Below are 312 nucleotides of genomic sequence, written 5' to 3' on the forward strand. Positions count from 1 at the left end.
GCGCCAGCCGAACCACGCGCTCGGTTGCGCTCAGTTGCGCTGCGCCGCGTCGGCGTTCACCACTCGATCGAAGATCTCCTGCGCGCGCGCCAGTTCGTCGACGGCCAGCTCGGCACGGCGATCGGCGAGGTGCGCGACCATCGCCGTCGCGCGTTCAGCGCGTATGCGGTCGGCGTCGGCTGGATCATCTTCCTGTTCTACGTGTTCCTCGGCGCCGCCGCGTTCTGGCCGCAACTCGGCGTGCACGCCGACGCGTCCACGGCCGCCGGCTACGTCGTCGTGTTCCTGTTCATGCTGGTGCCGCTCGACGGG

General features: G+C 70.2%; 1 pseudogene. It reads left to right on the top strand.

The annotated features are described in order from the left end of the window. Window positions 1–312 (top strand): annotated as a pseudogene (locus SB816_RS30685) (hypothetical protein); the annotation flags it as partial.

The sequence above is a fragment of the Achromobacter sp. SIMBA_011 genome (genome assembly GCF_046535435.1).
GTDB lineage: Bacteria > Pseudomonadota > Gammaproteobacteria > Burkholderiales > Burkholderiaceae_B > Achromobacter > Achromobacter dolens.